Source organism: Klebsiella sp. BIGb0399 (assembly GCF_003752615.1).
Lineage (GTDB): Bacteria > Pseudomonadota > Gammaproteobacteria > Enterobacterales > Enterobacteriaceae > Klebsiella > Klebsiella lignicola.
This window is the reverse complement of the sequence record NZ_RKHT01000010.1, coordinates 20,939-46,199: the sequence shown is the minus strand read 5'-3', so window position 1 is coordinate 46,199 and position 25,261 is coordinate 20,939. Positions and strand designations below refer to the sequence as shown.

Genomic DNA, 25,261 nt, shown 5'->3' with positions numbered 1-25,261 from the left:
ATGTCTATGCAACTTCTTTGGGTATTACAAAAATCATGCCAAACATAACACATTGAATATAAAGAAAAATGCCCCGCATGGTTTATGCAGGGCATGGTGAATTTGACCAGGTTTTAGTGAAAACTTAACGCTTATCGGCAACCAGTTTCAGCGCGTGTTCCAGCACATTGATATCGGCGCCGGCTTTGTGCGCATTCTCGCTCAGGTAGCGACGCCACTGGCGTGCACCCGGGATCCCCTGGAACAGGCCCAACATATGGCGGGTAATATGGCCCAGGTAGGTCCCGTTGCTCAGCTCACGTTCGATGTACGGGTACATCGCGCGCACCACCGCGACCGGATCGGCATCGGCGCCATCACCGCCAAAGATTTCGCGATCGACTGACGCCAGGATCCCCGGGTTCTGATAAGCCTCACGCCCTACCATCACGCCATCCATATGCGCCAGATGCTGTTTCGCCTCTTCCAGCGATTTAATACCACCGTTGATCGCCATGGTCAGATGCGGGAAGTCGCGCTTCAGCTGATACACGCGCGGGTAATCCAGCGGTGGGATCTCACGGTTTTCTTTCGGGCTCAGGCCAGAGAGCCAGGCTTTACGAGCGTGGATGATGAACATCTCGCACTCGCCCTTCCCGGAGACGGTATCGATGAAATCACACAGGAATTCATAGCTGTCCTGGTCATCGATGCCGATACGGGTTTTTACCGTCACCGGAATCGACACCACATCACGCATCGCTTTAATACAGTCGGCTACCAGTTGGGCATTACCCATCAGGCAGGCGCCAAACATGCCGTTCTGCACGCGGTCGGACGGGCAGCCAACGTTCAGGTTGATCTCATCGTAGCCGCGGGCTTGTGCCAGTTTTGCGCACTGCGCCAGCGCCGCCGGATCGCTACCGCCCAGCTGCAGTGCCAGTGGATGCTCTTCTTCGCTATAGGCCAGATAGTCGCCTTTGCCGTGAATAATCGCCCCGGTGGTGACCATTTCGGTATACAGCAGCGTTTGCCGCGACAGCAGACGCAGGAAGTAACGGCAGTGCCTGTCTGTCCAGTCGAGCATCGGCGCAATGGAAAAACGGTGGGCGGCAAAAACGTGAGAAGTTGATTCTGGCATCATGGCGAATAAACAGGCATCCGGGTAAAAAGGGGCGCTACTATAGCACAAAGATACAGCACAGGCGCATAGCGCCACCGCGGGCGCTTTGCACCTGAGACACGGGCTATCTCCTGCGCGGTTTGCCGTCGTGAGGGCCGAAAAATTGCGGCGGATGATCGACCCAACGATCCTGACGCGTCGCGGCATACTCCGGGTTAAGCGGGTAATAGATGCGATTGAATTTTTTGTTCGCCTCGCCCACCACCAACAGGCGTACCTCCTGTTCGGTGTTATTCAGGAAGGTATGGCATACGCCGGTGCCGGCAGGAAACCCGACACTGTCCCCAGGCTCCAGCTTCCACAGATAGCCGTTAATCCAGACTTCAGGATATCCCTCCAGCACGTAGATAAACTCTTCTTCATCACTTTCTGCGTGGGGATAAGAAGTCCGACGGCCTGGCGGTAAACGCTCATGATGGATCCCCAGCCGGTTCAGCCGTAACCCACGCGCCAGCGGCGCACCAATGGAAAAACGTTCTGGGTTATTGGGATAAGTGGCGTCATCGGGCCCTTCGAGTTCATGCCAATGTCGAATGCAATCAGGTCGTTTCATCGTTTTCTCCCGAAAATGAGATGCATCAGGTATAGCACAAGCTACCGGTTCTCGGCGTTTTGCCTGGATCGTGATAAAGTAACAACTTCACACTCGGGCGGCCAGAGGATGCTCATGAATAAGACCACTTCGCAAGAATTGTTAGCGCATGCTGAAAAGCTCTGTGCACAGCGCGGCGTGCGCCTGACTCCCCAGCGCCTGGAAGTATTGCGCCTGATGAGCCTGCAGCAAGGGGCGATTAGCGCCTACGATCTGCTCGACCTGCTCCGCGATAAAGAGCCGCAGGCTAAACCGCCTACGGTGTATCGTGCGCTGGAGTTTCTGCTTGAGCAGGGATTCGTGCATAAGGTGGAATCAACCAACAGTTACGTGCTGTGCCATCTGATCGATCAGCCGACCCATACCTCCGCGATGTTTATCTGCGATCGCTGCGGCGTGGTGAAAGAAGAGTGTGCCGAAGGGCTGGAAGATATTATGCATACCCTGGCTGCCAGAATGGGCTTCGCGCTGCGTCATAACGTGATTGAAGCACATGGTCTGTGTGCCGGCTGCGTCGAAGTCGAAGCCTGTAGTACGCCGGGGCACTGCCAGCATGACCACACGATTCTGATTAAAAAGAAAGCCCGCTGAGGCTTGCGCCAGAGCGGGAATCAGGGTTGTCGGTACCTCCGTGTACCGCACGGGCAGGCAATAACAAAGGGTCAGAACACTGATGCGCCCCGCTACCAGCGGTGGCCGTTTTTACGTTCCCAGTCAGACACTTCTTTCTCGGCCTGATCTTTGGCAAATCCATAACGTTCCTGGATTTTACCTACCAGCTGGTCACGCTTACCTTCAATGACCGTCATGTCATCATCGGTGAGCTTACCCCATTGTTCTTTCGCTTTACCTTTCAACTGTTTCCAGTTACCGCCGATTTCGTCTTTGTTCATCATTCAGTCCTCATCGTTCGGTGGGTTAACAGCCCGCTGCGTGCCGGACATAATGTTAACTATAGTTAAGAATTCTGGGTTTAATTTATTATTCGGAATCTTTAACCATCTACACGACAAAAACCGCGACAAAACCATTATGAAAACCAGGTGCCGCGCTGCCAGTGTCGCCGCCAGATCAGCGCCAACGACAGGCCGCGCAGCGCAAGGAAGACCGCCAGCGCCAGCCACAGTCCGTGGTTACCGAGAACCGGTAGCGTCAACAGCGTCAGGGCAAACCCTGCCGCCGCCACCGCCATGCTGTTACGCATCTCAGCTCCCCGGGTCGCCCCGATAAACATGCCATCCAGCAAATAGCACCACACGCCAATTACCGGCAGAATTACCTGCCAGATCAGATAGCGGTCGGCCAGCTGCTGCAGCGAGGGGATCGAGGTTAACAGCGCGATAATGTACGGCCCCGCCACGGCGTAGATCGCCGCAAATATCAGCGCCACCATCCCCGACTGACGGCAGGCTGCCCGCCAGACCTCAAGCAGCTGGCTGCCATCGCGCGCGCCATAGGCCTGCCCGGAATGGGCTTCGACGGCGTAGGCAAACCCATCCAGCGCATAGGCGGTGAAGGTCAGCATGGTCATCAGGAGGGCGTTAACGGCGACGATATCGCCCCCGAGACGAGCCCCGAAAACGGTCACCGCCCCGAAGCACAGCTGCAGCAGTAAGGAGCGCAGCATGATATCGCGGTTTAATGCCAGCAGCCGTCGTACATCCCCGCGCCAGGCGTTCTTCAGTATGCTGAAGGACACGCCACGCAGCACCAGCACGTGCCTTGCCATCAATAGCCCGATGATAAAGGTGGCGTATTCGGCGACCACCGTCGCCAGCGCGGCCCCCTGCACGTTCATGTGCAGGCCCATCACCAGCCACAGGTCAAGGACAATATTCAGCAGGTTGCCGACCACCAGCAGGATCACCGGCGCACGGGCATACTGCACGCCCAGCAGCCAGCCAAGCAGCACCAGGTTTGCCAGCGAGGCCGGCGCGCTCAGCCAGCGAATATCCAGAAAGCGCTGTGCCTGTTCCAGCACCGCCTGATTGCCGCCCACGATATGCAACGCCAGGTCGATCAGCGGTGCCCGGAACAGGACGATCAGCAGGCCGGCCCCTAAGGCCAGCCCCAATGGCTGCACCAGCGCCCGCGCCAGACGGAGGGGGTCTTTTGCGCCAAAGGCCTGAGCCGTCAGCCCGGTGGTGCTCATCCGCAGGAAAAGCAGCAGCATGAAAAGGAAACTGGTGGCCGTGGCACCCACCGCGACGCCGCCGAGATAAACCGGGCTGTCGAGGTGGCCGATAACGGCGGTATCAACCAGCCCCAGCAGCGGGACGGTGATATTGGAGAAAATCATGGGTAGCGCCAGGCGCCACAGGGCTTTATCAGCGGCGTGAAAGAGCATAAGAAAGAGCCTGACTGAGAGAAGACAGCGCAGCATCATCCATCAGACGATGCTGCGTGGTGAAGGTGTTACAGCCACTCTCCGTTGCGGATCACGCCAACGGCCAGCCCTTCAATAGTGAAATTTTGTTCGCGCAGGTTCACCACGATCGGTGAAAACTCGCTGTTTTCTGGCAGGAGTTCGACGATGTTGCCCTGTTTTTTAAGGCGTTTAACCGTCACTTCTTCGTCGATACGCGCCACGACAACCTGGCCGTTACGCACATCCTGCGTTTTATGCACTGCCAGCAGATCGCCGTCGAGGATACCGATGTCTTTCATCGACATACCGCTAACGCGCAGCAGGAAATCGGCATTCGGCTTGAACATCGCCGGGTCGACCTGGAAATGGCCTTCGATATGCTGCTGAGCCAGCAGCGGCTCACCGGCGGCCACGCGGCCGATCAGCGGCAGACCGGGTTCTTCTTCCGTCAGCAGACGAATACCGCGGGAGGCACCAGAGATAATCTCGATTGCGCCTTTACGGGCCAGCGCTTTCAGGTGCTCTTCCGCCGCGTTTGGAGAACGGAACCCCAAGCGCTGAGCAATTTCCGCACGCGTCGGCGGCATGCCCGTCTGGCTGATATGATCCCGAATGAGATCAAACACCTCTTGCTGCCTGGTCGTTAACGCTTTCATCCCGCCCCCTGGGTGTATATACAGTTATGCTGTGAGTATATACAGTTAACGGTGATTTTGGAATCAAATTTCACACAAAAATCAGGAGATACTTTCCATTTTTGCGCAGCCGATCGCCCATCACGCCTGGCGACGAATTAATGGTAATGCGCCCACAGCAAAAGCCCCCAGGTGATCAGCGCGATCGCGATAGCCAACAGTACCGCCGCGGACCCCATATCTTTCGCGCGCCCTGACAGTTCATGGTGTTCCGGGCCAATACGGTCCACCACCGCCTCAATCGCGCTATTAATAATTTCGACTATCATCACTAACAGGACCGAGCCTATCAGCAGCACACGGGTGATAGCGTCAACGTCCAGCCAGCAGGCGATCGCCACGGCAATAATCGCGGCGACGCCTTCCTGACGAAAGGCGGCCTCATTTATCCATGCCGCACGGAACCCTTTCCAGGAATAACCTGCCGCTTTAATAATTCGGGTTAACCCAGTGGTATTATTGGCCATCAAAAGAACCTTTTTATGTAAATGACGTCAATGAGTGTACGCGTTTGCCGTGTGGCAACGGAAATTTTGCGCGCTTTCTGTTATTCTTGCCGCGCATTTGCATGATTAACCAGAGGCTTCACATCGTTTATGTCCGGCTGGCAACGAATTTACTATAAATTACTGAATTTACCATTACGGGTGCTGGTAAAAAGCAAGTCTATTCCCGCAGAACCTGCTCAGGAATTAGGGCTGGATACCTCGCGTCCTATTATGTATGTCCTGCCTTATAACTCGAAGGCAGACCTGCTGACGCTGCGTGCCCAGTGCCTCGAGCATGATTTACCTGACCCGCTCGAACCGCTGGAAATCGACGGCGCTCTGCTGCCGCGCTACGTCTTCATCCACGGCGGCCCGCGTGTATTCACCTATTACACGCCGAAAGAAGAGTCCATCAAGCTGTTCCACGACTACCTGGATCTGCACCGTAACCATCCTGACCTGGACGTGCAAATGGTGCCGGTGTCGGTGATGTTCGGCCGCGCGCCAGGACGTGAGAAAGGCGAAGTGAACCCGCCGCTGCGCATGCTCAACGGCATTCAGAAGTTCTTCGCCGTGCTGTGGCTGGGACGTGACAGCTTTGTCCGCTTCTCCCCGCCGGTGTCGCTGCGCAGAATGGCTACCGAGCACGGTACCGATAAAATTATCGCCCAGAAACTGGCACGTGTCGCGCGTATGCACTTCGCCCGTCAGCGTCTGGCGGCCGTCGGCCCGCGCCTGCCCGCGCGTCAGGACCTGTTCAACAAGCTGCTGGCCTCAAAAGCCATCGCCCGCGCGGTGGAAGATGAAGCCCGCAGCAAGAAAATCTCCCACGAGAAAGCGCAGCAGAACGCCGTCGCGCTGATGGAAGAGATCGCGGCTAACTTCTCCTACGAGATGATTCGCCTGACCGACCGCGTGCTCGGGTTTACCTGGAACCGCCTGTATCAGGGGATCAATGTCCATAACGCCGAGCGCGTGCGTCAGCTGGCGCATGAAGGTCACGAAATTGTCTACGTGCCGTGCCACCGTAGCCATATGGACTACCTGCTGCTCTCCTACGTGCTGTATCACCAGGGTCTGGTTCCGCCGCACATCGCCGCCGGTATCAACCTGAACTTCTGGCCAGCAGGCCCGATTTTCCGTCGTGGTGGCGCTTTCTTTATTCGCCGTACCTTTAAGGGCAATAAGCTCTATTCCACGGTGTTCCGCGAATATCTCGGCGAGCTGTTCAGCCGTGGTTACTCGGTTGAGTACTTCGTGGAGGGCGGGCGTTCCCGTACCGGCCGTCTGCTGGATCCGAAAACCGGCACCCTGTCGATGACCATCCAGGCGATGCTGCGCGGTGGGACTCGTCCGATTACGCTGGTACCGATCTACATCGGCTACGAGCACGTCATGGAAGTGGGAACCTACGCCAAAGAGCTGCGCGGCGCGACCAAAGAAAAAGAGAGTCTGCCACAGATGCTCCGTGGTCTGAGCAAGCTGCGTAACCTCGGTCAGGGCTATGTGAACTTCGGTGAACCGCTGCCGCTGATGACCTACCTGAACCAGCACGTTCCGGAATGGCGCGAATCCATCGACCCGATTGAGGCGGTACGCCCATCGTGGCTGACGCCGACGGTGAACAACATTGCCTCCGATCTGATGGTACGCATCAACAACGCCGGCGCGGCGAACGCCATGAACCTGTGCTGCACCGCGTTGCTGGCCTCTCGTCAGCGTTCACTGACCCGCGAACAGCTGACGCAACAGCTGGAATGCTACCTCGATCTGCTGCGTAACGTCCCGTACTCCCCGGACGCGACCACGCCGGCGGCTACCGCCAGCGAGCTTATCGACCACGCGCTGAAGATGAACAAGTTCGAAGTCGAGAAAGACACCATCGGCGACATCATCATTCTGCCGCGCGAGCAGGCGGTGCTGATGACTTACTACCGCAACAACATCGCGCATATGCTGATGCTGCCGTCGCTGCTGGCGGCGATTATCACTCAGCATCGTCGTATTAGCCGTGCGGAAGTGCTGCGTCATGTTGAGATGTTCTATCCGCTGCTGAAGGCCGAGCTGTTCCTGCGCTGGGAGAAATCCGAGCTGGCGGGCGTGCTTGATGCGCTGACGGCGGAAATGCAGCGTCAGGGGCTGATTGTCCTGAAAGACGATGAGATCAGTATCAACCCGTCTCATTCTCGTTCCCTGCAGCTGCTGGCCGCAGGCGCGCGTGAAACGCTCCAGCGTTATGCCATTACCTTCTGGCTGCTGAGCGCGAACCCGTCGATCAACCGCAGTTCGCTGGAGAAAGAGAGCCGGACAGTAGCGCAACGTCTGTCAGTTCTGCACGGTATCAACGCACCGGAGTTCTTCGATAAAGCGGTATTCAGTACGCTCGTGCTGACGCTGCGTGACGAAGGCTATATCAGTGATACCGGCGATGCCGAGCCGGAAGAAACGCTGAAGGTCTACCAGATGCTGGCAGCGCTGATCACGTCGGACGTGCGTTTGACGATTGAAAGCGTTACCCAGGATGATGCGTAACGATTAAGCGTGGATGTTCTCTTCCCGGCTGGCGCTACCGCGTCGCACCAGCCGGGAATATCCTATGCCAGCCTATGCCAGATAGCTCATCGCCAGCCCAAGAAACAGCACCAGCCCAACATAGTTATTGTTCAGAAACGCTTTGAAGCAGCCGTCGCGTTCGCGCCGGGCAATCAGCTTCTGCTGCCAGAAAAACAGCCCTGCTGCGATAAACAGCGACCAGTAAAACTCCCACTGCAGCCCGTTCAGCCAGCCGACAGCGGCCATCAATACCAGCACGCCAATCTGCAAAATACCGATAATCAGGCGGTCATGTTCACCAAACAGAATCGCCGTCGATTTGATGCCGATTTTGAGGTCATCGTCCCTGTCGACCATCGCGTACTGGGTGTCATAAGCCACGGCCCACAGGATATTGGCGAGGAACATCAGCCAGCAGCTCAGCGGCAACGCCTCGCTGACCGCCGAGAAGGCCATCGGAATGGACCAGCCGAACGCCGCCCCCAGCACCACCTGCGGCAGATGGGTGTAGCGTTTCATAAACGGATATACCCACGCCAGCGCCAGCCCAGCCACCGACAGCAGAATGGTCATGGTGTTTAAGGTCAGTACCAGCAGAAATGACAGCAGCACCAGCACCGCAAACAGTATCCGGGCCTCTTTTTCCGAGACATCGCCGCTGGGCAGCGGGCGGTGGGCGGTGCGCTTTACGTGGCCATCAAATTTGCGGTCGGCATAGTCGTTTACCACGCAGCCAGCGGCGCGCATCAGCCAGACGCCGGCAACAAAAACGGCCAGGATCCATAAGGGCGGGATCCCCGGCGTGGCGACCCACAGGGCCCACAGCGTCGGCCACAGCAGCAGCAGCGCGCCAATCGGTTTGTCAGTACGCATCAGGCGATGAAACGCCAACAGCTTGTTCTGCGTCAGACTCCTCTCCATTTTCTCTTCCTCTTAATACAACGGCGACGCCGGCAGAAAAAGCTCGGTCAGCAGCAGCGGTTTGCCGCTCAGACGCAGGCGGGAACGACGCCCCCATAGCTCTGCATAACGCCCAATTTCAATAAAATCACGAGTTAATGTCGATGATGTGAACAAATAACGCCCCAGCGGCGTCTGGCCGAGTTGCTGTAAGGCCAGCTCGGGGCCGCACAGCGTCGACTCGGGCACAATGGTCCGCCCGGCAAGCCAGGGTTCGCCATCGGCACAAAGGATAATTTCCCGCAGCCAGTAGCGCGCCTCATCGGGCAGCAGCGTCTCTTCACCCACCAGCGCCTCACGCCCGACGAAACCTTCGTTCACCATGCTCACGCTGACTTTTTTCCCCTGCTGCTCAAAACGTTTGGTCATTGAGTCTTCCAGCAGCAGCCAGTCGCGCAGGTGCGGTTCCAGCGGGGGCATAGCGGCAAAATAGCGCAACGCACGCAATTGCGTAAGCGCAGGATGTGACATGCCTGATTCTCCGTTACAGAACGTAGCCGCATTGTATCGCAGAATAGGGCATTCGGGGCGGGCAAAGCGTCAAGATACGATCATCGGCGTAACAGCCATGCAACAGCAGCCACTACGCGATAAAAAAAGGTGCGCCCAGGCGGGCGCACCTAAAGGCTGTGCCTAAACATCAGCATTGTGGGGAGACGATCACCCCTTGCCTTTTACACTGCTGATAAAGGTGGAACGCGCTGATTTCGAGCCAAGACGCTCGGCTTCGTTCATCAATTTGAGGGCTTTATCGATATCACCTTTCGCAACAGCCTGTTTGATGCCGTTGTTAAAGTAAGTTTCGGTGTCGTCCAGCATCGGTTCGCTCTTCGCGGCTGGTGCTGCAACTGGCGCAACCACCGGCGCTACCGCTGGTGCGGCTGCCGGAGCGCTATAGACCGGCGCCGCCGTATTTCCTACGGTCACCGGGCCTGGGCCAGAGGAACCAAACAGCGGGCCAACCAGCACGCTGGAGCCAGAGGAGGTTTTCACCTTCAGGCTGACGGTACCGTCAGTGACGTGTCTGGCGATCGGATCCGGAATATCCGGTACCGCATTGCCGGTACCTTTAGCGTAGGCTTTCGCCGGATCGATTAATTTGGTGGTTTGCTGCAGGTCCTGCGGGGTGGTAAAGACCAGCACATAAATTTTCTGTTGTCCCAGCGCCGGCGTCAGGCGCATCACGCCTTCCAGACGGTCGGAGCTCATGACACCCGGTTCAAGATAGGTGAAGTAGCTGCTGGGAAAGAATGCCGATGGGGTTAAATTCTGGTCAAGAATCAGGACGTTCGGTGCAAACACGCTGGTTTGCTTATTCACTTCGCTGGTTAACGTAATATTCAGTTCACCGATATTCGCCGGAACGCTATAGGCAGCAACCGGGCCGGAAATACCAGGGACATTCAGCGGCTGGCCGGCAATGGCGAGCTTGGTGGTTTGTGTTTTAGATTGATCGACCGGGGTCCAGGTTAACTGCTGTAACGCGGAGGCCGGGATCGACGGCGCTGCAGAGGTGTTCTGCGGCACGAAATTGACATCAGCAAAACTGACTGCGGGTACGCTGGCAAGCAGGCCGGCGGACAGGCAGAGGGCAACGAGACTTTTCTTCATTTTCATTGTTATCACCTCAATTCCGATGGCCGAGCGGTAGCCAGGCAATAGCCCGCTGGGCCGAAAACAGAGGGGCTTACGCCCCTCTTTTGGTCACTACAGGTTGGTTTCGATTACCACCAGATTTCCATCTGGGCACCGAAGGTCCACTCGTCGCTGTCGCCACGGCTGAAGGTTTTGGCGCTGGTGTCGTTGTACGCTACACCGTTGTCATAACCCCATTTCTCATCCCACTTAGCGTAGGTTGCGAACAGACGGATAGCCGGACGGGACCAGATGCTGTCGCCTGCCTGCCACTGTTGCGCCAGGGTAATTTTGTACTGACTGTTACGATCGCCGGTACGCTGAGATTTGACGTTGTCGTAGCCGACTTCCATCAGGGTGCTCATGATAGGTGTCCATTTGTACATAGGACGTACGCCGACGGTCCACCACTGGGTACCGTTGTTGTTGTCGCGGTCGATATCCTGATACATACCGACGTACATCAGATCCCAATCGTCAGCCAGGGAGATCGCACCGTGGTCCAGCACACGCCACATGGAGCCATCGTTATCGATGCTGCCGCCCTGCGGAATGCCTTTACCGTTGGAGGTCATGGCGTCAGTTGCGTACTGCAGTACAAACTTGTTGTAGCCTTTCAGCATGCTCTGCGTGTGTTCAGCAGTCAGCATCCAGCCATCTTTCGAGGCGTCCGGCTGCAGGTAGTAGTCGTCTGGAATGTTGGTGTGACCGTAGTCAACACCCAGCTCCAGAGTACCGCCCGGGTTGATTTCCATACCGGCTAAACGGACGTCGAAGACGTCGTTCGGGACGATATTGTCGTAAATACGGTTACCCTGCGCGTCACGGTCAGCGAAGGTCGCGGAGCCACCGGATTCAGAAGAACGGGTTGCTGCCAGAGAGAGTTTACCGAAGCCCAGATCGATGTTTTCGATACCCGCACCAGGACCAGAGATATCCCAGTAGTAGAAGTCGATCATGTGAACGTCATGACGCTGGTAGAAGCGCTTACCGGCCCAGATGGTGGAACCTGGCAGCCATTCGATCAGGTTTTTACCCTGCACGTTGGCTTCACGGAATGCCGGGCTGGTGGATTCCCAGTCGTTTTGCTGCGATACGGAGTAGGCAACGTTAGTATCGAAGTAGAAGCTCTTATCACCTTCTTTCCATACTTCCTGGCCCAGTTTTAATTCCGCATAGGTTTCACATTCGTTACCCAGACGGTATTTACTTTGAGCACCGGTTGCCTGGAAGCACTGCTGTTCGCCGCCGCTACCGGTCCAGCCGATACCAGAACGAGCATAACCGTGGAAATCGACAGCCAGCGCCTGAGCAGACATAACGCCTGCTGCGACGGCTACCGCCAGTGGAAGTTTGCGCAGAGTAATCATCATTCTATCTCCTGAGATCATTGCTTTTCTTTGAACACTTTGCCCATCGTGATGCCGCCTGGTGGCAACGTTCTGGGTTCGTGCTTTTTTTTAATGGGAAGCCTTACACGCCCGGCTCTTTATGCAACCGACGACACGCCGTACCATCCTCACGGAATAAATGGCAGCGCTCTGGTGGCAAACCGATAGCGAATGTGGCTCCCTCTTTTACCAACACCACGTCATTCTGGCGGTACACCAGGTTCTGACGGATGGCGGGGATCTGGATATGAATTTGTGTTTCGTGACCAAGCTGCTCAACCACCTGGACCACCCCTTCGAGGGTCACGTCGGCGATATCGCTGGGCAACAGATGTTCCGGACGGATACCCAAGGACATATTCGCGCCAACCTGTACGTGGGCGCTGTCCACCGGTAACCAGACTTGCTGGCGGTTCGGCAGTTCTACCTGAACCTGTTCAATGGCGGTGGCGGTGACTTTCACCGGCAGGAAGTTCATCTTTGGCGAACCAATAAAGCCCGCAACAAAGCGATCGGCCGGGTAGTGATACAGCTCCAGCGGTTTCCCGACCTGGGCGACGCGACCGGCATCCAGCACCACAATCTTGTCGGCGAGGGTCATCGCTTCGACCTGATCGTGGGTAACGTAAATCATCGTGCGCTCAAGGCGCTTGTGCAGACGGGAAATTTCGATACGCATCTGCACACGCAGTGCGGCATCAAGGTTAGAGAGCGGTTCGTCGAGCAGGAATACGCGCGGCTCGGCGACCAGGGTACGGCCGATCGCCACACGCTGACGCTGACCACCGGATAACGCTTTTGGCTTACGCTCCAGCAGATGCGCCAGCTGCAGCACTTCCGCCACCTGAGTCACTCGTTGATTAATCAGATCTTTTTTGGCACCGGCCAGCTTCAGGCCGAAAGACATGTTTTCCGCGACGGAAAGATGGGGGTAAAGCGCATAGGACTGGAACACCATTCCGATACCGCGTTCAGCGGGCGGGATGTCGTTCATTCGCGTATCGCCGATAAACAAATCACCGCTGGTTATGGTTTCCAGCCCGGCAATCATACGCAGCAGAGTGGATTTGCCGCAGCCCGATGGCCCGACAAACACCACGAACTCCCCTTCCTGGATGTCGAGATTGATATCTTTCGACACCACCACGTCACCCCAGGCTTTCGTTATATTTCGCAGCTGTACGCTCGCCATCCCCATCTCCCTTCGTTACAACCTGTCACTAAACGACATATTCAAGATGGGTTGACTATGCGGCATTCATTAATTGGGTGAATCCTCCACCCCTGCCTTTTTTATGGGGGAGGAGGCGGGAGGATGAGAGATTACCCCTCACGGCAAGGGTGGGCCGGGCAAAGTCATTTTCGTGATGAAGGTTGCAAAAATGGCCGTGTTTTTATGTGCTCCAGGACCCATTACTGGCATTTCTGCAAGCCAGATCACACAAACCGCGGGTGGGGCGTAGACATAGGGAGGATGGAAAGGGGTTGTTAAAAAAGGAAACTCATCACCGTTAAGCCACCTAAGTGTATCCACGAGCACATCACCAAAAAGGACTGGTATATGAAAATCAAAACCGGCGCTCGCATCCTCGCATTGTCTGCATTGACGACGATGATGTTTTCCGCCTCTGCCCTCGCCAAAATTGAAGAAGGTAAGCTGGTTATCTGGATTAACGGCGATAAAGGCTATAACGGTCTCGCCGAAGTGGGTAAGAAGTTTGAGAAAGACACCGGCATCAAGGTTTCCATCGAACACCCGGATAAGCTGGAAGAGAAATTCCCGCAGGTTGCCGCGACCGGTGACGGCCCGGATATCATCTTCTGGGCACACGACCGCTTCGGTGGCTATGCACAATCCGGCCTGCTGGCTGAGATCTCCCCGGACAAAGCTTTCCAGGACAAACTCTATCCGTTCACCTGGGACGCCGTTCGCTATAACGGCAAACTGATCGCTTACCCAATCGCGGTTGAAGCGCTGTCGCTGATTTACAACAAAGATCTGGTCCCGAACCCACCGAAAACCTGGGAAGAAATTCCGGCTCTGGATAAAGAACTGAAAGCGAAAGGTAAGAGCGCGCTGATGTTCAACCTGCAAGAACCGTACTTCACCTGGCCGCTGATTGCTGCTGACGGTGGTTATGCGTTCAAATTTGAAAACGGCAAATATGACGTCAAAAACGTCGGCGTGGACAGCGCAGGTGCGAAAGCCGGTCTGACCTTCCTGGTTGACCTCATCAAGAACAAACACATGAACGCCGATACCGATTACTCCATCGCTGAAGCGGCCTTTAACAAAGGCGATACCGCGATGACCATCAACGGTCCGTGGGCGTGGTCGAACATCGATAAGAGCAAGGTTAACTACGGTGTCACTCTGCTGCCAACCTTCAAAGGCAAACCGTCTAAACCGTTCGTTGGCGTACTGAGCGCCGGTATCAACGCCGCTAGCCCGAACAAAGAGCTGGCGAAAGAGTTCCTCGAAAACTACCTGCTGACCGACCAGGGTCTGGATGAAGTGAACAAGGACAAACCGCTGGGCGCAGTAGCACTGAAATCCTTCCAGGAAAAACTGGAAAAAGATCCGCGTATCGCTGCCACCATGGCGAACGCCCAGAAAGGCGAAATCATGCCGAACATCCCGCAGATGTCCGCCTTCTGGTATGCCGTACGCACTGCCGTTATCAACGCAGCTAGCGGTCGTCAGACTGTCGATGCCGCGCTGAAAGATGCACAGTCTCGTATCACCAAGTAATACGGTTTCCCTTATTTCTTAGGAAATACGGTTTATTGAATACGTTGTTACACGAAACCCTTCGCGCTACATCGCGGCGGTAAGGATGCAAATCCCCAGGAGCTTACATGAGTAAGTGACTGGGGAGCGCATCCGCAGCCAACAACGAGGTAGCGCGAAGGATAAAGTGTAAAGAGGATGATCCCCATGGATGTCGTGAAAAAGAAACACTGGTGGCAAAGCCCGCAGCTGACATGGTCTGTGATTGGCTTGCTGTGCCTGCTGGTGGGTTACCTTATCGTTTTGATGTATGCCCAGGGGGAGTACCTGTTTGCCATACTGACGCTGATTTTAAGCTCTGCTGGCCTGTATATTTTCACCAACCGTAAGGCCTACGCCTGGCGTTATGTCTACCCTGGCCTTGCCGGAATGGGGCTGTTCGTCCTGTTCCCACTGATTTGCACCATTGCTATCGCTTTCACCAACTACAGCAGCACCAACCAGCTGACCTTTGAACGTGCCCAGCAGGTGCTGATGGACCGCTCCTTCCAGGCCGGTAAGTCCTACAACTTCGCGCTTTACCCGGCGGGAGATGAGTGGAAACTGGCGCTGACCGACGGTGAAAGTGGCAAAAACTATCTGTCCGACGCCTTTAAATTCGGCGGCGAGCAGAAACTGGCCCTAAAAGAGGCTGATGCCCTGCCGGAAGGCGAGCGTGCGACGCTGCGTGTGATTACGCAAAACCGTACCGCCCTGAACCAGCTGACCGCCGTGCTGCCAGACGACAGCAAAGTGATCATGAGTTCCCTGCGTCAGTTCTCCGGTACCCAGCCGCTGTATGCCCTGGCGGACGACGGCACCCTGACCAATAACCAGAGCGGCGTCAAATACCGTCCGAATAACGACGTCGGCTTCTATCAGTCCATCAATGCAGACGGGAGCTGGAGCGCTGAGAAACTCAGCCCGGGCTACACCGTCGGCATCGGCTGGGACAACTTCACTCGCGTCTTTACCGATGAAGGGATCCAGAAACCGTTCTTCGCCATCTTCGTCTGGACCGTGGTCTTCTCGGTACTGACCGTGATTCTGACCGTGGCGGTCGGCATGATCCTCGCCTGCCTCGTCCAGTGGGAATCACTGAAGGGCAAAGCGATTTACCGTGTGCTGCTGATTCTGCCTTACGCCGTACCGTCGTTTATCTCGATTCTGATTTTCAAAGGGTTGTTCAACCAGAGTTTTGGTGAGATCAACATGATGCTCAGCGCGCTGTTCGGCATCAAACCGGCCTGGTTCAGCGACCCGACCACGGCACGGACGATGATCATTATCGTCAACACCTGGCTGGGCTATCCGTACATGATGATCCTGTGCATGGGCCTGCTGAAAGCGATCCCTGACGACCTGTATGAAGCCTCGGCGATGGACGGCGCAGGCCCGTTCCAGAACTTCTTTAAGATTACGCTGCCGCTGTTGATCAAGCCGCTTACGCCGCTGATGATTGCCAGCTTCGCCTTTAACTTTAACAACTTCGTTCTGATTCAGCTGTTGACCAACGGCGGTCCGGACCGCCTCGGCACCACCACACCGGCCGGCTATACCGACCTGCTGGTGAGCTATACCTACCGCATCGCCTTTGAAGGCGGCGGTGGTCAGGACTTCGGTCTGGCGGCCGCTATCGCCACGCTGATCTTCCTGCTGGTGGGCGTGCTGGCGATTGTGAACCTGAAAGCCACACGCATGAAATTTGATTAACTGGAATAGCCAGACGTCACGGGCTTGCCAGCCCAACACTGGCAAGCCAAATAGTCTGGGGCGGCGTTAAGGAGTAGAAAATATTATGGCTATGGTACAACCCAAATCTCAGAAGCTGCGTCTGTTCACCACGCACCTCCTGCTACTGATTTTTATCGCGGCGATCATGTTCCCGCTGCTGATGGTTATCGCCATCTCGCTGCGTGAAGGTAACTTCGCCACCGGGAGCCTGATCCCGGAACAGATCTCCTGGGAACACTGGCGTCTGGCGCTGGGCTTTAGCGTCGAACATGCCGACGGTCGCGTCACCCCGCCACCGTTCCCGGTTCTGCTGTGGTTGTGGAACTCCGTGAAAGTGGCCGGCATTACCGCCATCGGTATCGTGACGCTCTCCACCACCTGCGCCTATGCCTTCGCCCGTATGCGCTTCCCGGGCAAAGCCACGCTGCTTAAAGGGATGCTGATTTTCCAGATGTTCCCGGCGGTTCTGTCGCTGGTGGCGTTATACGCGTTGTTTGACCGTCTCGGCCAATATATTCCGTTTGTCGGCCTGAATACCCACGGCGGCGTGATCTTCGCCTATATGGGCGGTATCGCACTGCACGTCTGGACCATTAAAGGCTACTTCGAAACCATCGATGGCTCGCTGGAAGAAGCGGCGGCGCTGGATGGTGCGACACCGTGGCAGGCTTTCCGTCTGGTGCTGCTGCCGCTGTCGGTACCGATTCTGGCGGTGGTGTTTATTCTGTCGTTCATCGCCGCGATTACCGAAGTGCCGGTGGCCTCGTTGCTGCTGCGTGACGTCAACAGCTACACCCTGGCGGTCGGTATGCAACAGTATCTCAACCCGCAGAACTATCTGTGGGGCGACTTTGCCGCGGCGGCGGTGCTCTCCGCCATCCCGATTACCGTGGTCTTCCTGCTGGCGCAGCGCTGGTTGGTTAATGGCCTGACGGCGGGTGGAGTGAAAGGTTAAGTTTCATCGTTATTGACCCTGAGAAATCATGGGTCACCCGCCCCAAATTTCAGAGGGGATGGACTGCGGTACACGACCCCAACCGGGTGCAGCAGTCCATCTCCCCCTGAAAAAGTAAGGCAAATGCCACTGCAATCCTCAACTGGACCCTACATAAATTCAATTTTGTGACTGTCGGTCAGCGGCCCTGGAGGCCGCTTTTTTTTATTCGCGTTTCAGCCGGTTGGAGTTACACAACCACAGCGTAACCACCAGTATCAGGATCGCGCCGGAATAGATCAGCACCGCCATCGGCGACTCATGGTCGACAATAATCAAACGCACAATCGCGGTGATGCCGATATAGACGAAGTAGCGCAGCGGAAAGTGAAAGCCTGATTCAAAGTACTTCACAATCAGCGCGATAAACTCGAAATAGAGAAAATAGACCACCAGCCCTTCAACCAGCTTGTACTTGCTGACCGGCTCCGGGGTAAACAGCACGTGCGCCAGATGAAAGGTCTCTTTCCCCAGAAACACCACCAGGATGACGCCCAGACACAGCAGCGCCAGATTCAGCACCGCCTGCATGGCAGTGGCAATAAAGCTCACCAACGGACGATAGACCGACGGCATATTCACACCTCTTACTCAGGAACGTTATGTACCTGTATAGCTTAAAAGCGTGATCGAGATCGACATTATTCGTGAAGTTTTTGCCTCAGTTATCCCAGATGTAACAATCACTTGTCACACTGGCGGGTTAACACAGGAACGCGACCATGCTGACAATCGATTCCCTCCAGCAGAGCACTGACATCTTCTGGCTAAACCACTCTGAGAGGCGCTATGCACACCCTTCGTGAAACCGGCATCCGCAACGTCACCAGCGGCGAGAACGTGACTATCTACCAGCCCGCCAACCTCTATGACTGCGAACTGGGCGACAACGTCTTTGTCGGCCCGTTCGTCGAAATTCAGGGCCATACGCGCATCGGCGCCGACAGCAAAATCCAGTCCCATACCTTTATCTGCGAGTACGTGACGATCGGTGAACGGTGCTTTATCGGCCACGGCGTGATGTTTGCCAACGATATGTTTCGCGACGGGCATCCCGACGCTAACCGGGAAAATTGGGGGCGTATTACCATCGGCAACGATGTCGCTATCGGCAGCGGCGCGGCGATTCTGGCGGTCAGTATTTGTGACGGGGCGGTGATAGGTGCGGGGAGCGTGGTGACAAAATCCATCACCGAAAAAGGGGTGTGGGCGGGTAATCCGGCAAAGCTGCTGCGGAAACTATAACAAAAATGCCGGCCACGTGGGCCGGCATGGAGATCCGTTGCCGCTATTAGGCGCGCCAGGATTTGTAACGGTTGATCAGGCCATTGGTGGAGCTGTCGTGGCTGCTGATTGCGTCATCTGCTTTCAGCTCTGGCAGGATACGGTTAGCCAGCTGTTTACCCAGCTCAACGCCCCACTGGTCAAAGGTGAAGATGTTCAGAATCGCACCCTGAGTGAAGATCTTGTGCTCATACAGCGCAATCAACGCGCCCAGGCTGAACGGCGTGATTTCACGCAGCAGGATGGAGTTCGTCGGGCGGTTGCCTTCAAACACTTTGAACGGCACCACGTGATCGAGGGTCGCCGGATCTTTACCCTGGTCGCGGTATTCCTGCTCAACCACCTCACGGGATTTACCGAACGCCAGCGCTTCGGTCTGCGCGAAGAAGTTAGACAGCAGCTTCGGATGGTGATCGGAAAGCGGGTTGTGGGTAATGGCCGGGGCGATGAAATCGCACGGTACCATTTTGGTGCCCTGGTGGATCAGCTGGTAGAACGCGTGCTGGCCGTTGGTACCCGGCTCACCCCAGATAATCGGGCCAGTCTGGTAATCCACGGCGTTGCCGTTACGGTCAACGTATTTGCCGTTGGATTCCATGTTGCCCTGCTGGAAGTAGGCAGCAAAGCGGTGCATATACTGGTCATACGGCAGAATCGCTTCGGTCTCTGCACCGAAGAAGTTGTTGTACCAGATACCGATCAGCGCCAGCAGCACCGGCAGGTTTTTCTCCGGGGCCGTGGTGGAGAAGTGCTTATCCATGGCGTGCGCACCGGACAGCAGCTCAACGAAGTTATCGAAGCCCACGGAAAGGATGATGGACAGACCAATCGCTGACCACAGTGAGTAGCGGCCGCCAACCCAATCCCAGAATTCAAACATGTTGGCGGTGTCGATCCCGAACTCGCCTACCGCTTTGCCGTTAGTCGACAGCGCCGCGAAGTGTTTCGCCACGTGTTTTTCATCACCGGCAGTGCTCAGGAACCAGTCGCGCGCGCTGTGGGCGTTGGTCATGGTTTCCTGGGTGGTGAAGGTTTTGGAAGCCACCAGGAACAGCGTGGTTTCCGGGTTCACGCCTTTCAGCACTTCCGCAATGTGGGTGCCATCGACGTTGGATACAAAGTGCATGTTCAGGTGGTTTTTGTACGGACGCAGCGCTTCGGTCACCATGAACGGGCCGAGGTCGGAGCCGCCGATGCCGATGTTCACGACGTCGGTGATCGCTTTACCGGTATAGCCTTTCCAGCTGCCGGAGATAATGGCTTCGGAGAAGGTTTTCATCTTCTCCAGCACCGCGTTCACTTCTGGCATCACATCTTTGCCATCAACAATGATCGGAGTATTGCTACGGTTACGCAGCGCGACGTGCAGCACCGCACGGTCTTCGGTACGGTTGATTTTCTCGCCAGAGAACATGGATTTGATGGCGCCCGCCAGATCGGTCTCTTTGGCCAGATCCTGCAGCTTCGCCAGCGTCTCTTCGGTGATGCGGTTTTTGGAAAAATCCACCAGCATCAAATCGTCGAACGTCGCGGAAAACTTAGAGAAACGATCGCTATCCTGGGCGAAAAGCTCGCTGATAGTGACGTCTTTCATTGCATCAAAATGGGTCTGTAATGCCTGCCAGGCAGCGGTCTGCGTTGGGTTGATGTTTTTCATTAGCAATACTCTTCTGATTTGAGAATTTTGACTGCGATCGATTGTAGCGCCGGCGGCAAAAAATTGTGATGATTTTTGTGTTATGCCGATGATCTGCGCCATGAACAGGGTTAAATTGCGGTAAAAAGCCTCTACCAGTATATACCCGTCATACTTCAAGTTGCCTGGGTGTTGGCTGCATCCGTTCACCCCAGTCACTTACTTGAGTAAGCTCCTGGGGATTTACGGCCTTGCCGCCTACAAGCAACTCGAATTATTTTGGGTATAGCCATCATAAGGCTTTTTTCTGTTAATCACCGGTGCATGAAAAATCCGCATAACCACAACGTTGACATACCTGCTCTGAAGCCTTTATATAGCTGCACAGCCTGCATCATTGCAGGTATGTATTGCTCGCGCATTTCACGCTACAGCGAAAGGGTATTGCGGGGGGAGCCATCACTGGCGTTCCCGGCAAAGTGAAAGACGTCGGTAATTGCCAGAAGAGGTGCGTTGCCCAGGTAACCGTATTGGAGGAACCAGTCCGGGGAAAATACGTGAGGGGGAGCAACGCCGAGGTGAAAAAGCGTCTGGTACGCTGCTCGCCGGCCACAGGGGCTGAATCCCCTGGGTTGTCACCAGAAACGTTCGCAGTCGGGCGTTTCATACTCAGGAACTAACGCAACGCGTTGGGGAACGGGTCTACAAGGTGGAGCACTTCTGGGTGACATCGTAGCTGTCTTTTGCTCTGCGCCCACCCTGTTTATCGCTCTTCCCTTGTGCCATGGCTGAATAATTTGGCCTGGCTTATTAAGACATTTTATTACTGTAAGTTTGAGTCCAGCCCAAACCCACTCAGGAATCGTTTTAATAAGTCAGGCCCCCTGACACGAGGTTGTTATGACAGATTTAGTTGTAGCCAAATTCGGCGGCACCAGCGTTGCCGATTTCGATGCTATGAATCGCAGCGTTGACGTTGCGCGACTCGATGAAAACACGGGCGTAGTGGTGTTGTCTGCCTCTGCGGGCGTGACTAATCTCCTGGTAGCGTTGGCTGAAGGGCTGGAACCCACCGCGCGTTTTGAAAAGCTCGATTCCCTGCGCCAGATCCAATCCAACATTCTGGAACGCCTACGCTATCCCAATGTGATTCGCGAAGAGATTGAGCGCCTGCTGGAAAATATCACCAGCCTGGCGGAAGCCGCCGCGCTGGCAAGTTCCACCGCTCTGACCGATGAGCTGGTGAGCCATGGCGAACTGATGTCTACCCTGCTGTTTGTCGAAATCCTCCGCGAGCGTGGAATTGCCGCGCAGTGGTTCGACGTGCGTAAAATTATGCGTACCAACGATCGCTTTGGTCGCGCCGAGCCGGATATTGCCGCCCTCGCCGAACTGACCCAGCTGCAGCTGACTCCGCGTCTGGCAGAAGGCCTGGTGGTCACCCAGGGCTTTATCGGGAGCGAAGCGAAAGGCCGGACCACGACGCTGGGCCGCGGTGGCAGCGACTATACCGCCGCCCTGCTGGGCGAAGCGCTGAACGCCAGCCGCGTTGATATCTGGACCGATGTCCCGGGCATCTACACCACCGACCCGCGCGTTGCGCCAGCAGCCAAACGGATTGACGTTATCGCCTTTGCCGAAGCGGCCGAGATGGCCACCTTCGGCGCAAAAGTACTCCACCCTGCCACGCTGTTGCCTGCGGTACGCAGCGATATTCCGGTCTTTGTCGGCTCCAGCAAAGAGCCCACCGCCGGCGGTACGCTGGTGTGCAATAAAACCGAAAACCCGCCGCTGTTCCGGGCGCTGGCCCTGCGTCGTCGCCAGACGCTGCTGACGCTGCACAGCCTGAATATGCTGCACTCTCGCGGCTTCCTCGCGGAAGTGTTCGGGATCCTCGCGCGCCACAACATCTCCGTGGATCTGATCACCACGTCTGAAGTGAGCATTGCGCTGACCATGGATACCACCGGCTCAACGTCCGCTACCGATACCCTGTTAACCCAGGCGCTGCTGACCGAACTCTCCTCCCTGTGCCGGGTGGAAGTCGAGCAGGATCTGGCGCTGGTGGCGTTGATCGGCAACGATCTTTCCCGTGCCTGCGGCGTGGGCAAAGAGGTCTTTGGCGTGCTCGAGCCGTTCAATATCCGTATGATTTGCTACGGCGCATCCAGCCATAACCTCTGCTTCCTGGTCCCTGGCGCCGATGCCGAGAAAGTCGTGCAGAAGCTGCATCATAATTTGTTTGAATAATATTCCTTAGCACGATAAATATTACCTATAGCCGGGCTCGCACCCGGCTTTTTTATAACTATATCAACACAACATCCCTCATCGTTCAGGCTGCTGGCCGACGTGGCGCCCACGCAGGCACCACAGACGCGCGCCTGGCATGAGGAGTCAATCGCAAGGAAAACAACATGCTCGCTATTCTGACGAGGCTGTTCCCGCTCTGGGCGCTGCTGCTCTCCGTTCTGGCCTATTACACCCCATCAACCTTTACGCCCATCGGTCCCTGGGTGACGACGCTGCTGATGCTCATTATGTTCGGGATGGGGGTACACCTGAAGCTCGACGACTTTAAGCGCGTGCTGTCACGTCCGGCGCCGGTTGCCGCCGGGATCTTTCTGCATTATCTGGTGATGCCGCTCGCGGCCTGGGCTCTGGCGCTGCTGTTCCATATGCCGCCGGAACTCTCTGCTGGCATGGTGCTGGTCGGCAGCGTCGCCAGCGGGACGGCTTCGAACGTGATGATCTACCTGGCAAAAGGTGATGTGGCGCTGTCGGTTACCATCTCGTCCGTCTCGACGCTGGTCGGGGTGGTTGCCACTCCGCTGTTAACGCGGCTGTACGTGGATGCCCATATTCAGGTGGATGTGATGGGGATGCTGCTGAGCATTCTGCAAATCGTGGTGATCCCGATTGCGCTGGGGCTGGTCATTCACCATACGCTGCCAAAAGTGGTGCGTGCGGTTGAGCCTTTCCTGCCCGCCTTCTCGATGGTCTGCATTCTGGCGATTATCAGCGCCGTGGTTGCCGGTTCCGCTTCCCATATCGCCTCTGTCGGTCTGGTGGTGATTGTGGCGGTGATCCTGCATAACGCCATCGGCCTGCTTGGCGGCTACTGGGGTGGACGGCTGTTTGGCTTTGACGAGTCAACCTGCCGCACGCTGGCGATTGAAGTGGGGATGCAGAACTCCGGTCTGGCTGCCGCGCTGGGCAAAATCTACTTCGGCCCGCTTGCCGCACTGCCTGGGGCGCTGTTCTCGGTCTGGCACAATCTGTCCGGTTCCCTGCTGGCGGGCTACTGGTCCGGAAAACCCACCGCTAAATCAGAGCGTAAACGCTAAGTCGCGGTGACGCGGGAGACGGATCAACGCGCTGTCCGTCGGCCCGCGATTGCCGTACACTGAATTATCGGCTGACTGAGGGTTCTACTATGGCACTTCCCCGCATTACGCAACAAGATATGACCGAACGCGAGCAGCGTGAGCTAAAAACGCTGCTGGACCGGGCGAGAATTGCGCACGGTCGCCTGCTGACTAACGCGGAAACCAACGCCGTCAAAAAAGAGTACATCGATAAGCTGATGGTGCTGCGTGAAGCTGAAGCGAAAAAGGCCCGCCAGTTGAAGAAAAAGCAGGCCTACAAACCCGATAGCGATGCCTCGTTCTCGTGGTCGGCGAACACGCCGACCCGCGGCAGACGTTAACGCCCTTTCTTCTTACGCCCCGGCTGAGTAAAACGTTTACCGTTTGATGCCGGGCGCCCTTTCTCGTTACTTTTCTCCGCCTTGACCACCGGACGTTTGATCCCGGCCGTTTTCGGTTTGGCTTTCGGCTTCGCCTTTGGTTGCGCCTCGGACGATGAGTTCTCAATCAGCTTAAACAGCGCCACCAGCTCATCATCCGTCAGATCACGCCACTCACCCAGCGGCAGTCCCGACAGCCCGATATTCATAATGCGCGTACGCTCAAGTTTCGTGACTTCATAGCCAAAGTGCTCGCACATCCGACGAATCTGACGGTTCAGCCCCTGCACCAGGGTAATGCGGAACACGAACGGCGCTTCCTTTTTGACTTTACACTTCTTCGTCACCGTCCCGAGGATCGGCACGCCGGCCCCCATGCCGCGAATAAAGTCGTCGGTGACCGGCTTATCGACCGTTACCAGGTACTCTTTTTCATGATCGTTACCGGCACGCAGGATCTTATTCACCAGATCGCCGTGGTTGGTGAGGAAGATCAGCCCCTGGGAGTCTTTGTCCAGGCGGCCGATAGGAAAGACGCGCTTGCTGTGATTGACGAAGTCGACGATGTTGTCGCGCTCGCTGTCTTCCGTCGTGCTGACAATACCGATCGGCTTATTTAAGGCGATGAACACCAGATCTTCGGCCTCGCGCGGTTCGATCAGTTGACCGTTGACCTTCACGACGTCGCCAGGATTGACCTGATCGCCGATGGTCGCTCGCTTGCCATTGATGAAAACATTGCCTTGCTCAATGTAGCGATCCGCCTCACGGCGCGAGCAGATGCCGCTTTCACTGATGTATTTATTAAGTCGGGTTGATGAGTCGGGCAGCATAACGTCTCCTGAGACACTTTATCCTTCAAGTTGTCACTGTGTTGGCTCCGCCCACTCATTCCACATAGATTACTATGCTGCCGGAGTGCGCTCTCTTGCCGCCTTGATAAAACTTGAATGCTTTGATGTATATACCCTAAATAATTCGAGTTGCAGGACCACAACGCTTGCGCTGGCCCCGTAGGGACAGCCAACACACATGCAACTTAAAGTATGGCGGGTAAAAACGTGGAATATACCTCAACCTGCGGACAATCAAAAACAGTCACGTCCGCATCGGGCAGCGATAAATGTGATCTCCCACCTCTTTCTACACAAAAGTGTCCATTCACAGACCGTGCAACTTTGCCTGGTGAATATAAGCAGAATCAATCCATTAGCGCATCACGCACAAACGTGCCATCTCCTTAGGGGCTGA

At 56.0% G+C, this 25,261-nt stretch carries 23 protein-coding genes and 1 riboswitch; of the genes, 9 read left to right on the top strand and 14 right to left on the bottom strand.

Features of this window, described 5'->3' with window-relative positions; translation table 11 throughout:
- Positions 1-124 precede the first annotated feature (124 nt).
- Both dusA and EDF82_RS22660 read right to left on the bottom strand, forming a co-directional pair.
- A complete protein-coding gene (gene dusA / locus EDF82_RS22665; protein WP_123757742.1) occupies positions 125-1,123 on the bottom strand; it encodes a tRNA dihydrouridine(20/20a) synthase DusA in 999 nt (332 codons plus the stop codon).
- A 103-nt stretch (positions 1,124-1,226) separates the two neighbouring features.
- Positions 1,227-1,715 (bottom strand): cupin domain-containing protein, encoded by a 489-nt coding sequence (locus EDF82_RS22660; RefSeq protein ID WP_123757741.1) that lies wholly within the window; start codon positions 1,713-1,715, stop codon positions 1,227-1,229.
- 114 nt (positions 1,716-1,829) lie between these two features.
- On the opposite strand from EDF82_RS22660, the gene zur reads away from it, so the two are divergent.
- Entirely contained in the window at positions 1,830-2,345 is a 516-nt protein-coding gene (gene zur / locus EDF82_RS22655; RefSeq protein ID WP_123757740.1) for a zinc uptake transcriptional repressor Zur, read from the top strand.
- Between the two features lie 92 nt (positions 2,346-2,437).
- On the opposite strand, the gene EDF82_RS22650 is transcribed toward zur, so the two are convergent.
- The 4 genes from EDF82_RS22650 to EDF82_RS22635 all read right to left on the bottom strand — a co-directional run bounded on the left by EDF82_RS22650 (position 2,438) and on the right by EDF82_RS22635 (position 5,284).
- A complete protein-coding gene (locus EDF82_RS22650; protein ID WP_123757969.1) occupies positions 2,438-2,647 on the bottom strand; it encodes a CsbD family protein in 210 nt (69 codons plus the stop codon).
- 137 nt (positions 2,648-2,784) lie between these two features.
- On the bottom strand, positions 2,785-4,101 hold the full coding sequence (dinF, locus tag EDF82_RS22645) for an MATE family efflux transporter DinF (protein WP_123757739.1): 1,317 nt from the start codon (positions 4,099-4,101) through the stop codon (positions 2,785-2,787).
- 68 nt (positions 4,102-4,169) lie between these two features.
- On the bottom strand, positions 4,170-4,778 hold the full coding sequence (gene lexA / locus EDF82_RS22640) for a transcriptional repressor LexA (RefSeq protein WP_004856448.1): 609 nt from the start codon (positions 4,776-4,778) through the stop codon (positions 4,170-4,172).
- A 137-nt stretch (positions 4,779-4,915) separates the two neighbouring features.
- The gene (locus tag EDF82_RS22635; RefSeq protein ID WP_123757738.1) at positions 4,916-5,284 is read right to left on the bottom strand and encodes a diacylglycerol kinase; all 369 of its coding nucleotides are present in this window, start codon (positions 5,282-5,284) and stop codon (positions 4,916-4,918) included.
- 129 nt (positions 5,285-5,413) lie between these two features.
- Between EDF82_RS22635 and plsB the strand changes: the two genes are divergently transcribed.
- Positions 5,414-7,837, top strand: coding sequence for a glycerol-3-phosphate 1-O-acyltransferase PlsB (gene plsB, locus EDF82_RS22630; RefSeq protein ID WP_123757737.1), 2,424 nt, complete (start codon positions 5,414-5,416; stop codon positions 7,835-7,837).
- Between the two features lie 72 nt (positions 7,838-7,909).
- On the opposite strand, the gene ubiA is transcribed toward plsB, so the two are convergent.
- The 5 genes from ubiA to malK form a co-directional block, all read right to left on the bottom strand.
- Positions 7,910-8,779 (bottom strand): 4-hydroxybenzoate octaprenyltransferase, encoded by an 870-nt coding sequence (gene ubiA / locus EDF82_RS22625; protein ID WP_123757736.1) that lies wholly within the window; start codon positions 8,777-8,779, stop codon positions 7,910-7,912.
- A gap of 12 nt (positions 8,780-8,791) precedes the next feature.
- Positions 8,792-9,289, bottom strand: coding sequence for a chorismate lyase (ubiC, locus tag EDF82_RS22620; protein WP_123757735.1), 498 nt, complete (start codon positions 9,287-9,289; stop codon positions 8,792-8,794).
- Positions 9,290-9,478: 189 nt separating this feature from the next.
- A complete protein-coding gene (gene malM / locus EDF82_RS22615) occupies positions 9,479-10,435 on the bottom strand; it encodes a maltose operon protein MalM (RefSeq protein ID WP_123757734.1) in 957 nt (318 codons plus the stop codon).
- A 107-nt stretch (positions 10,436-10,542) separates the two neighbouring features.
- Positions 10,543-11,826 (bottom strand): maltoporin, encoded by a 1,284-nt coding sequence (locus tag EDF82_RS22610; protein WP_123757733.1) that lies wholly within the window; start codon positions 11,824-11,826, stop codon positions 10,543-10,545.
- 100 nt (positions 11,827-11,926) lie between these two features.
- Positions 11,927-13,036, bottom strand: a complete 1,110-nt coding sequence (gene malK / locus EDF82_RS22605) for a maltose/maltodextrin ABC transporter ATP-binding protein MalK (RefSeq protein ID WP_123757732.1) — start codon at positions 13,034-13,036, stop codon at positions 11,927-11,929.
- Between the two features lie 369 nt (positions 13,037-13,405).
- On the opposite strand from malK, the gene malE reads away from it, so the two are divergent.
- The 3 genes from malE to malG all read left to right on the top strand — a co-directional run bounded on the left by malE (position 13,406) and on the right by malG (position 17,303).
- Entirely contained in the window at positions 13,406-14,596 is a 1,191-nt protein-coding gene (malE, locus tag EDF82_RS22595; RefSeq protein WP_123757731.1) for a maltose/maltodextrin ABC transporter substrate-binding protein MalE, read from the top strand.
- Between the two features lie 186 nt (positions 14,597-14,782).
- On the top strand, positions 14,783-16,327 hold the full coding sequence (gene malF / locus EDF82_RS22590; protein ID WP_123757730.1) for a maltose ABC transporter permease MalF: 1,545 nt from the start codon (positions 14,783-14,785) through the stop codon (positions 16,325-16,327).
- Between the two features lie 85 nt (positions 16,328-16,412).
- Entirely contained in the window at positions 16,413-17,303 is an 891-nt protein-coding gene (malG, locus tag EDF82_RS22585) for a maltose ABC transporter permease MalG (protein ID WP_123757729.1), read from the top strand.
- A 204-nt stretch (positions 17,304-17,507) separates the two neighbouring features.
- Here the strand turns inward: malG and psiE are convergent, their stop codons facing one another.
- Positions 17,508-17,918: a phosphate-starvation-inducible protein PsiE gene (gene psiE / locus EDF82_RS22580; protein ID WP_123757728.1), complete on the bottom strand. Its 411-nt coding sequence runs from the start codon at positions 17,916-17,918 to the stop codon at positions 17,508-17,510.
- A 213-nt stretch (positions 17,919-18,131) separates the two neighbouring features.
- On the opposite strand from psiE, the gene EDF82_RS22575 reads away from it, so the two are divergent.
- Complete coding sequence (locus EDF82_RS22575; protein WP_123757727.1) at positions 18,132-18,587, top strand: acyltransferase; 456 nt, start codon at positions 18,132-18,134, stop codon at positions 18,585-18,587.
- Between the two features lie 46 nt (positions 18,588-18,633).
- Here the strand turns inward: EDF82_RS22575 and pgi are convergent, their stop codons facing one another.
- On the bottom strand, positions 18,634-20,283 hold the full coding sequence (gene pgi / locus EDF82_RS22570) for a glucose-6-phosphate isomerase (protein WP_123757726.1): 1,650 nt from the start codon (positions 20,281-20,283) through the stop codon (positions 18,634-18,636).
- A gap of 474 nt (positions 20,284-20,757) precedes the next feature.
- Positions 20,758-20,990, top strand: a riboswitch (Lysine riboswitch).
- A 172-nt stretch (positions 20,991-21,162) separates the two neighbouring features.
- Here pgi and lysC point away from each other — a divergent pair.
- From lysC to EDF82_RS22545, 3 genes are all read left to right on the top strand, one after another.
- Positions 21,163-22,512 carry a lysine-sensitive aspartokinase 3 gene (lysC, locus tag EDF82_RS22555; protein ID WP_123757725.1) on the top strand — a complete coding sequence of 450 codons (1,350 nt, stop codon included), beginning with the start codon at positions 21,163-21,165 and terminating at the stop codon, positions 22,510-22,512.
- Positions 22,513-22,679: 167 nt separating this feature from the next.
- Entirely contained in the window at positions 22,680-23,609 is a 930-nt protein-coding gene (panS, locus tag EDF82_RS22550; protein WP_123757724.1) for a ketopantoate/pantoate/pantothenate transporter PanS, read from the top strand.
- Between the two features lie 89 nt (positions 23,610-23,698).
- Entirely contained in the window at positions 23,699-23,971 is a 273-nt protein-coding gene (locus EDF82_RS22545) for a DUF3811 domain-containing protein (protein WP_123757723.1), read from the top strand.
- On the opposite strand, the gene rluF is transcribed toward EDF82_RS22545, so the two are convergent.
- Entirely contained in the window at positions 23,968-24,843 is an 876-nt protein-coding gene (rluF, locus tag EDF82_RS22540) for a 23S rRNA pseudouridine(2604) synthase RluF (protein ID WP_123757722.1), read from the bottom strand. The genes EDF82_RS22545 and rluF overlap by 4 nt on opposite strands.
- Positions 24,844-25,261: the final 418 nt, after the last annotated feature.

Coding starts and splice junctions, on each gene's coding strand:
- dusA (WP_123757742.1), bottom strand. CDS start 1,123: ATGATGCCAGAATCAACTTCTCACGTTTTTGCCGCCCACCGTTTTTCC.
- EDF82_RS22660 (WP_123757741.1), bottom strand. CDS start 1,715: ATGAAACGACCTGATTGCATTCGACATTGGCATGAACTCGAAGGGCCC.
- zur (WP_123757740.1), top strand. CDS start 1,830: ATGAATAAGACCACTTCGCAAGAATTGTTAGCGCATGCTGAAAAGCTC.
- EDF82_RS22650 (WP_123757969.1), bottom strand. CDS start 2,647: ATGAACAAAGACGAAATCGGCGGTAACTGGAAACAGTTGAAAGGTAAA.
- dinF (WP_123757739.1), bottom strand. CDS start 4,101: ATGCTCTTTCACGCCGCTGATAAAGCCCTGTGGCGCCTGGCGCTACCC.
- lexA (WP_004856448.1), bottom strand. CDS start 4,778: ATGAAAGCGTTAACGACCAGGCAGCAAGAGGTGTTTGATCTCATTCGG.
- EDF82_RS22635 (WP_123757738.1), bottom strand. CDS start 5,284: ATGGCCAATAATACCACTGGGTTAACCCGAATTATTAAAGCGGCAGGT.
- plsB (WP_123757737.1), top strand. CDS start 5,414: ATGTCCGGCTGGCAACGAATTTACTATAAATTACTGAATTTACCATTA.
- ubiA (WP_123757736.1), bottom strand. CDS start 8,779: ATGGAGAGGAGTCTGACGCAGAACAAGCTGTTGGCGTTTCATCGCCTG.
- ubiC (WP_123757735.1), bottom strand. CDS start 9,289: ATGTCACATCCTGCGCTTACGCAATTGCGTGCGTTGCGCTATTTTGCC.
- malM (WP_123757734.1), bottom strand. CDS start 10,435: ATGAAAATGAAGAAAAGTCTCGTTGCCCTCTGCCTGTCCGCCGGCCTG.
- EDF82_RS22610 (WP_123757733.1), bottom strand. CDS start 11,826: ATGATGATTACTCTGCGCAAACTTCCACTGGCGGTAGCCGTCGCAGCA.
- malK (WP_123757732.1), bottom strand. CDS start 13,036: ATGGCGAGCGTACAGCTGCGAAATATAACGAAAGCCTGGGGTGACGTG.
- malE (WP_123757731.1), top strand. CDS start 13,406: ATGAAAATCAAAACCGGCGCTCGCATCCTCGCATTGTCTGCATTGACG.
- malF (WP_123757730.1), top strand. CDS start 14,783: ATGGATGTCGTGAAAAAGAAACACTGGTGGCAAAGCCCGCAGCTGACA.
- malG (WP_123757729.1), top strand. CDS start 16,413: ATGGCTATGGTACAACCCAAATCTCAGAAGCTGCGTCTGTTCACCACG.
- psiE (WP_123757728.1), bottom strand. CDS start 17,918: ATGCCGTCGGTCTATCGTCCGTTGGTGAGCTTTATTGCCACTGCCATG.
- EDF82_RS22575 (WP_123757727.1), top strand. CDS start 18,132: ATGCACACCCTTCGTGAAACCGGCATCCGCAACGTCACCAGCGGCGAG.
- pgi (WP_123757726.1), bottom strand. CDS start 20,283: ATGAAAAACATCAACCCAACGCAGACCGCTGCCTGGCAGGCATTACAG.
- lysC (WP_123757725.1), top strand. CDS start 21,163: ATGACAGATTTAGTTGTAGCCAAATTCGGCGGCACCAGCGTTGCCGAT.
- panS (WP_123757724.1), top strand. CDS start 22,680: ATGCTCGCTATTCTGACGAGGCTGTTCCCGCTCTGGGCGCTGCTGCTC.
- EDF82_RS22545 (WP_123757723.1), top strand. CDS start 23,699: ATGGCACTTCCCCGCATTACGCAACAAGATATGACCGAACGCGAGCAG.
- rluF (WP_123757722.1), bottom strand. CDS start 24,843: ATGCTGCCCGACTCATCAACCCGACTTAATAAATACATCAGTGAAAGC.